The 7,307-nt window shown below is 74.2% G+C and carries 6 protein-coding genes and 1 pseudogene; 5 read left to right on the top strand and 2 right to left on the bottom strand.

Features of this window, described 5'->3' with window-relative positions:
* A pseudogene (locus tag ACFU7Z_RS32950) lies at nucleotides 1-570 on the bottom strand (hypothetical protein); the annotation flags it as partial.
* Between the two features lie 5 nt (nucleotides 571-575).
* Nucleotides 576-869, bottom strand: coding sequence for a MoaD/ThiS family protein (locus ACFU7Z_RS32945; protein ID WP_049659718.1), 294 nt, complete (start codon nucleotides 867-869; stop codon nucleotides 576-578).
* Nucleotides 870-1,610: 741 nt separating this feature from the next.
* Between ACFU7Z_RS32945 and ACFU7Z_RS32940 the strand changes: the two genes are divergently transcribed.
* The 5 genes from ACFU7Z_RS32940 to ACFU7Z_RS32920 all read left to right on the top strand — a co-directional run bounded on the left by ACFU7Z_RS32940 (nucleotide 1,611) and on the right by ACFU7Z_RS32920 (nucleotide 7,290).
* Nucleotides 1,611-2,342 carry a response regulator transcription factor gene (locus ACFU7Z_RS32940; RefSeq protein ID WP_074006427.1) on the top strand — a complete coding sequence of 244 codons (732 nt, stop codon included), beginning with the start codon at nucleotides 1,611-1,613 and terminating at the stop codon, nucleotides 2,340-2,342.
* A gap of 125 nt (nucleotides 2,343-2,467) precedes the next feature.
* On the top strand, nucleotides 2,468-3,526 hold the full coding sequence (locus tag ACFU7Z_RS32935; protein ID WP_049659714.1) for a LacI family DNA-binding transcriptional regulator: 1,059 nt from the start codon (nucleotides 2,468-2,470) through the stop codon (nucleotides 3,524-3,526).
* 172 nt (nucleotides 3,527-3,698) lie between these two features.
* Nucleotides 3,699-4,955 carry a S1C family serine protease gene (locus ACFU7Z_RS32930; RefSeq protein WP_380781563.1) on the top strand — a complete coding sequence of 419 codons (1,257 nt, stop codon included), beginning with the start codon at nucleotides 3,699-3,701 and terminating at the stop codon, nucleotides 4,953-4,955.
* A gap of 68 nt (nucleotides 4,956-5,023) precedes the next feature.
* On the top strand, nucleotides 5,024-5,794 hold the full coding sequence (locus ACFU7Z_RS32925) for a response regulator transcription factor (RefSeq protein WP_074006426.1): 771 nt from the start codon (nucleotides 5,024-5,026) through the stop codon (nucleotides 5,792-5,794).
* Nucleotides 5,791-7,290 carry a HAMP domain-containing sensor histidine kinase gene (locus ACFU7Z_RS32920; RefSeq protein ID WP_234348484.1) on the top strand — a complete coding sequence of 500 codons (1,500 nt, stop codon included), beginning with the start codon at nucleotides 5,791-5,793 and terminating at the stop codon, nucleotides 7,288-7,290. The genes ACFU7Z_RS32925 and ACFU7Z_RS32920 overlap by 4 nt, the downstream gene beginning before the upstream one ends.
* The last annotated feature ends 17 nt before the right edge of the window (nucleotides 7,291-7,307 follow it).

Genomic DNA, 7,307 nt, shown 5'->3' with positions numbered 1-7,307 from the left:
GAGCTGCAGCTGGATCGTCGGATCCGGCTGGGGCTGCACCGGCTGCTCCGGCGGCCGCCGCCGCTGCCGCGGCTGCGGAGCCTGCTGCGGCTGCGGGACCTGCTGGGGCTGCTGGGCCTGCGGGACCTGGGGCGGCTGGTACGGCTGGTGGGCCTGCTGCGGCTGGTGACCCTGCGGCTGCTGCGGCTGCTGCGGCTGGTGACCCTGCGGCTGCTGCGGCTGCTGCGGCTGGTGACCCTGCGGCCGGGGCGCGCCCGACAGCGGACCGGACACCACCACCGGCGGCAGCAGCGCCGTCGCCTCGGCGTCGCTCACCGCCGGCACCGGCGGCAGCAGGGTGGTCGCGGCCGCGTCGTCGAACGCGGGCACCGCCGGCAGCACCGCGGTCGCCGCCGCGTCGTCCACCGGGTAGCCGTACGGCGACTGGTGGCCGGGCTGCTGCGGCGGGACGTACTGCTGCTGCTGCGGGTACGGCTGCTGTCCCTGGGGCGGGTACGGCCGGTGGGGCTGCTGCGGCCACTCGCCGTGGCCGCCGTGGTTCGGGTGGTTCGGGTTGTTCATGTCCGTCACGCCGCTCAGCCTCCCGCGAACGGCGGGAGGACCTCGACCGTCCCGCCCTCGGTCAGGGCGACGGTCGCGTGGTCGCGGCCGCCCACCTGGGCCCCGTCGACCAGGTACGAGCAGTGCCCGAGCAGCTGGACGAGCTTCGGCCGGTCGGCGTGCCGCGCCCTGGCCGCCGCCAGCGCCTCCGCCAGGGTCGCCGCCTCGTACGGCTCCTCGGCCAGCCCGGCCTCGGACTTCGCCGCCGCCCAGTAGCGGATCGTCCCGCGCACCCGGGCGCCGCTCGCGGGCTCGGTGGTCGCGCCCATCGGGCCACCCCTTCTCGTCGTCCTCGCCCGGCTCCGGTACCCCGGTCCGGCTCGCCACCGCGACGGCCGCCCGACCACCCGAACGATGGACCCGAACAGCGCCTCCGATGTGCGCCCCCCATGATGGCGTGTCGGCCACCACGAGCGGCAATCGCCCTGGCCGGACCGGCACGGAGTGCGCACCGGCCTCGCACCGGACCGCCACCCGGAGGCGCCGGACCAGCGCCGGACCGGCGCTCGAAGCTGTGTCCAGCCTCACCCGGCGCACGCCCGAATTGGGCGAACCGCCGGATTCCGGCACTCCCGGCGGAGGGGGCGGTCGGCTATCCTCGACCACCAAGAGGGATCCGGGCAGAGTCGCCCCCGGGTCCTTTTGTGCTTCCAGGACGCCGGTACGGACGTCCTTGCGATTCGTCGGCCCACCCCCGGCGCGCAGCAGGGACCTCCCGGCCGGCGCGGCACAACGACGTGCCCCGGCCGGCCGGGGCATCGCCACCCGGCACCGGGCCGCCACCCGGCGCCGGACCAGACCGGAGGGTTCGCGGTGAGGAACAGGGCAGAAACGGTGCGCCCGGGGTTGCGGGACCCCCGGCGGACCCGCCGTCGCGCCCCGCACGCCGTCCGCTCCCCCGGTCCGCCGCGACCGGCCGTCGTCCTCCCCTCCCCCTCAGCACGTGCGCCATCCGGCTGTGGCGGCAGCCGTCACGCGACCGCGACGACCCGGAAAGGGGACCACCGGGTATGAGTTCTCTCCTCCTCCTCACCAATGCGCTGCAACCGTCCGCCGAAGTGCTGCCCGCCCTCGGACTGCTGCTGCACAACGTCCGGGTGGCCCCCGCCGAGGGCTCGGCCCTGGTGGACACGCCCAGCGCGGACGTCATCCTGGTCGACGGCCGGCGGGACCTGCCGCAGATCCGCAGCCTCTGCCAGCTGCTGCGGTCCACCGGCATCGGCTGCCCGCTGATCCTGGTGGTCACCGAGGGCGGCCTGGCCGCCGTCACCGCCGAGTGGGGCATCGACGACGTCCTGCTGGACACCGCGGGCCCGGCCGAGGTCGAGGCCCGGCTGCGGCTCGCGCTCGGCCGCCTCCAGGTCGTCACCGACGACAGTCCGATGGAGATCCGCAACGGCGACCTCTCGGTCGACGAGGCGACCTACTCCGCCAAGCTCAAGGGCCGGGCGCTCGACCTCACCTTCAAGGAGTTCGAGCTGATCAAGTACCTCGCGCAGCACCCCGGCCGGGTCTTCACCCGGGCGCAGCTGCTGCAGGAGGTCTGGGGCTACGACTACTTCGGCGGCACCCGGACGGTGGACGTGCACGTCCGGCGGCTGCGCGCCAAGCTCGGCGTGGAGCACGAGCAGCTGATCGGCACGGTGCGCAACGTCGGCTACCGCTTCGTCGTCCCGGAGAAGCCCGAGAAGGGCGAACGGCCGGAGCTCGCCCAGCGCCCCGCCACCCCCCTGGACGCCTGAGGACCGGCCGGGCGGGCCGTCCCCCGCCCGGCTTGTCCGGTTCCTCCCGGAGCCGCCCGCCGGCCTGCCGAACAAGGCCCCAGCTCCCCCTGCCGCCCCGGAGGCCACACGCGTAGACTCCCCCCGTGGCCAAAGTGACGCGCGACGATGTAGCCCGGCTGGCTGGTACCTCGACCGCGGTCGTCAGCTACGTCATCAACAACGGTCCGCGCCCGGTCGCACCCGCGACCCGGGAGAAGGTCCTCGCGGCGATCGACCAGCTCGGCTACCGGCCGAACAGCGTCGCCCAGGCGATGGCCTCCCGGCGCACCAACCTGATCGGCATGGTCGTCCCGGACGCCCGCCAGCCCTTCTTCGCCGAGATGGCGCACGCCGTGGAACGGGCCGCCTCCGAGCGCGGCAAGCTCGTGCTGATCGGCAACTCCGACTACGTGGACGACCGCGAGGTGCACTACGTCCGCGCCTTCCTCGGGATGCGCGTCTCCGGCCTGATCCTGGTCAGCCAGGGCCCCTCGCAGCGCGCCGCCGAGGAGTTCGCCGCGATGGAGGGCGCCAAGGTCGTGCTGCTGCACCGCCGGCCCGAGGCCATCGACGACGTCGCGGTGGTCACCGACGACGTGGCGGGCGCCGAGGCGATCGTGCGCCACCTGCTGGAGGTGCACGGGCACCCGTACGTGGCCTGCTTCGGCGGCCCGGTCGAGTCCCCCGCCCCCGGCGACCCGGTCATCGACCACGTCGAGGGCTGGCAGCGCGCCATGGACGCGCACGGCGTCCCCACCGAGCCGCACCTGATCGACGCGCCCTTCCACCGCTACGGCGCCTACGACGTCGCGCTCGGCGTGCTCCGCTCGCCGGACCGGCCGCGGGCGATCTTCTGCTCCACCGACGACCAGGCGATCGGCGTGCTGCGGGCCGCCCGCGAGGTCGGCCTGCGGGTCCCGGAGGACCTCGCGGTGGCCGGCTTCGACGACGTGCCGGAGGCCGCGCTCGCCGACCCGCCGCTGACCACCGTCGCCTCCGACCGCGACGCGATGGCCCGGGCCGCCGTGGACCTGGTGCTGGACGACTCGCTGATGGTGCCCGGCTCGGACACCGAGCGGGTCCGCACCTTCCCGTCCCGGCTGGTCATCCGCCGTTCCTGCGGCTGCGGCGGCGACGCCCCCGGCCGGTCCGTAGCGGAGTAGCCGGCCCGGACCGGAGCGGCGGGCCCATACCGGAACGGCGGGCCCGTACCGGAGCGGCCGGTTCCGCTCGGCAGGCGGGCTGACCAGGCTTTATGAGAACCCAACGGGCTTCTCTCCCCGTTCTGAGCCGGTTCTCATCCACTCCTCATGCACCGGGCCGAGCTTGGTCGACATGAGCGAGAAGCAGCAGCACCCCAGCGAGCAGTACGGCCCGTACGAGCCCCACGAGCAGTACGACCCCTACCAGGCCCACGGCCGGTACGGGCAGCACGGCCAGTACCAGGCCCCCGGGCAGTACGAGGCCCAGGAGCCCCGGGTGATCGAGGGCACCGTGCTCGGCGGCGGCCCGGCCGCCGGCGGCTCCGGCACCACCGGCGCGGACGGGTACGGGCCCGGGTACAGCTACCGCGAGGACCACTCCGACGGCGGCTTCGACGCCCCGCCGCCGCCCCCGCCGATCCCGCCCGAGCCGCCCACGATCCTCGGACCGGGCTCCCCCGAGGGCCCCGGCCACCACGGCGGCCGGGCCCGGCGCGGACTGCTGCGCGGCCGGCTCGCCCTGGTCACCGCCGTCGCCGCGGTCGCGGCCGTCCTCGGCGGGGTCACCGGCGGCCTGGTCGCCGCCGACCACCAGGGCTCCGAGAACCGCGTCGGCACCATCGCCAGCCCGGTCTCCGCCCGCTCCGACGGCACCGCCGACGTGGCCGCCGTCGCCGCCGCCGTCTCGCCCAGCACCGTCGAGATCACCGTCAAGACCGGCAACGGCACCGCCACCGGCACCGGCGTCGTCCTGAACACCGACGGACAGATCCTCACCAACTACCACGTGATCGACACCGCGTCCGCCGGCGGCCGGATCACCGTCACCTTCAAGGACGGCTCCACCGCCCAGGCCACCGTCACCGGCACCGACAAGGCCCTCGACGTCGCCGTGATCACCGCCACCGGCGCGAAGAACCTCACCCCCGCCGTCCTCGGCGACTCCTCCACCGTGGCCATCGGCGACCCGGTCGTCGCCATCGGCAACCCCGACGGCCTCACCGGCACCGTCACCTCCGGCATCATCAGCGCCGAGAACCGCGACGTCACCGTCCAGCTCGACGAGGGCAGCACCAGCAACAACGGCGGCTTCGGCCTCCCCTACCTGCCCGGCGTGCCCGGCCTGCGCGGCACCGCCCCGCAGTCCGACAGCGGCAGCACCACCACCTACAAGGCCTTCCAGACCGACGCCGCGCTCAACCCCGGCAACTCCGGCGGCCCGCTCATCAACGCCAACGGCCAGGTCATCGCCATCAACTCGGCGATGTACGCGCCCGGCGGCTCCGGCTCCTCCGGCGGCTCGGCCGGCAGCGTCGGCCTCGGCTTCGCCATCCCGATCAACGACATCAAGCAGGTCCTGCCGAAGCTCGAAGCCGGCCAGAACCTGTGAGCACCGCTCCCTGAGACGGACAATTGCTCCCAGCAGGCCCTCCACCCGACGAGAAAGGGCACCCGCCCATGACCCCGTCCGCCGACGACCGCACCACCGCCGAGGCCGGCCACCCCTTCGCCCGGCTCCTCGTGGTCGACGACGAACCCGCCCTCCGGGACGCCCTGGAGAGCAGCCTCGCCTTCGAGGGGTACGAGGTCGCCACCGCCACCGACGGCTACGAAGCCCTGGAATCCGTCGAACGCGACCGGCCCGACCTCGTCCTGCTGGACATCATGATGCCCCGGATGGACGGCCTCACCGCCGTCCGCCGGATGCGCTCCCGCGGCGACACCGTCCCGGTGCTGATGCTGACCGCCCGCGACGCCGTCGGCGACCGCGTCACCGGCCTCGACGTCGGCGCCGACGACTACCTCGCCAAGCCCTTCGAGCTCGACGAACTGCTCGCCCGCGTCCGCGCCCTGCTGCGCCGCAACGCCCTCGCCGCCGAGGCCGCCGCCCGCGCCGCCGTCGAGGACGAGAGCGAGGTGCTCGCCTTCGCCGACCTGCGGATGAACACCGCCACCCGCGAGGTCACCAGGGCCGGCAAGCCGATCGAGCTCACCCGCACCGAGTTCATGCTGCTGGAGATGTTCCTCGCCCACCCCCGCCAGGTCCTCACCCGCGAGCAGATCCTCAAGGCGGTCTGGGGCTTCGACTTCGAGCCCTCCTCCAACTCCCTCGACGTGTACGTGATGTACCTGCGCCGCAAGACCGAGCAGGGCGGCATGCCCCGCCTGATCCAGACCGTACGCGGCGTCGGCTACGCCCTGCGCCCGGCCGCCGGCACGAGCGCGTGAACCACGTCCCGCCCCCACCGCTGGCACCCCCGCTGGCACCGCCCCGCACGCCCCGCCGCCGACAGCGCCTCCTCCACTGGTTCCGCTCCCGCTCGCTGCGCAGCCGCCTCACCTTCCTGAGCGCGGCGGCGGTGGCGGTGGCGATCGCGCTGTCGGCGCTGGCGTGCTGGTTCATCGTGGAGAAGCAGCTCTACGACCAGGTGCGGACCGACCTGGCCAACGCGACGCTGCCACCAGGGCCCCGAGTGCCCCTGCTCTGCTACCCGACCGCGGAACAGGCCCTGGCGAACCAGCCGACGGGCCTCACCTCGGAGAACGGCAGCGCGGTGGCCCGGGACACCCAGTTCGTGAAGGCCAACCCGACGGGCGTCTGCCTGCCACCGAACGCGACCAAGGCGATCGTGGTCCAGCCCGGTGACGCAGCCGGGTTCAAGCTCAAGAACGGCCAGTCGATCATCCGCGACGGCCGTTTCACCGACGGGACCCCGGCGGTCGTCCGGATCTCGCTGGCCCACTCCGCGTCGGGGCCGGCCCTGCTGATGGTGGCCACCTCCACCCAGCCCGTCGAGGACTCCCTCCAGGGCCTCGCCATCCTGCTCGGCGCGGTCTCCGCCGGCGGCATCCTGCTCGCCGCCATCGCCGGCCGGCTGGTCGCCCGCTCCTCCCTCAAGCCCGTCGACCAGCTCACCGACGCCGTCGAGCACATCGCCCGGACCGAGGAGGTGGGCACCACCATCCCGGTCAACGGACACGACGAGATCGCCCGCCTCTCCACGTCCTTCAACTCGATGAGCACCGCCCTCGCCAACTCCCGCGAGCGGCAGACCCGGCTGATAGCCGACGCCGGGCACGAGCTCCGCACCCCGCTGACCTCCCTGCGCACCAACGTCGACCTGCTGATCCGCAGCAACGACACCGGCCGCCCGCTGCCCGCCGCCACCAAGACCAAGCTGCTCGGCAACATGAAGGCGCAGATGCAGGAGCTCACCGTGCTGATCGGCGACCTGCTCCAGCTCTCCCGCCCGGACACCCCGAAGAGCGGCCCGGCCCCCACCGTGGTCGCCCTGCACGAGCTCGCCGGACGGGCCGTCGAACGGGCCAAGCTGCGCGGCCCGGGGCTGGTCTTCGAGACCGACACCGAGCCCTGGTACGTGCACGGCGACGCGGCCGGGCTGGAACGGGCGGTGATCAACCTGCTGGACAACGCGGTCAAGTACAGCCCGCCCGGCGGCACCATCGACGTCCGGCTGCACCGGGGCGTGCTGACCGTCCGCGACCACGGCCCCGGCATCCCGCCGGACGAGCTCCAGTACGTCTTCGACCGGTTCTGGCGCTCGCCCTCCTCGCGCCAGCTGCCCGGCTCCGGCCTCGGGCTGTCGATCGTCGCGCAGAGCGTCCGGGAAGCGGGTGGCGAGGTCACCCTCGGCCCGGCCGCGGACGGCGGTCCGGGCGCGCTGGCCACCGTCCGCCTGCCCGGCGGCCCCGCCCCGGAATGACGGAATGACGGAATGAC

Source organism: Kitasatospora sp. NPDC057518, from assembly GCF_042802075.1.
GTDB lineage: Bacteria > Actinomycetota > Actinomycetes > Streptomycetales > Streptomycetaceae > Kitasatospora.
This window is presented reverse-complemented; position numbering and strand designations above follow the sequence as displayed.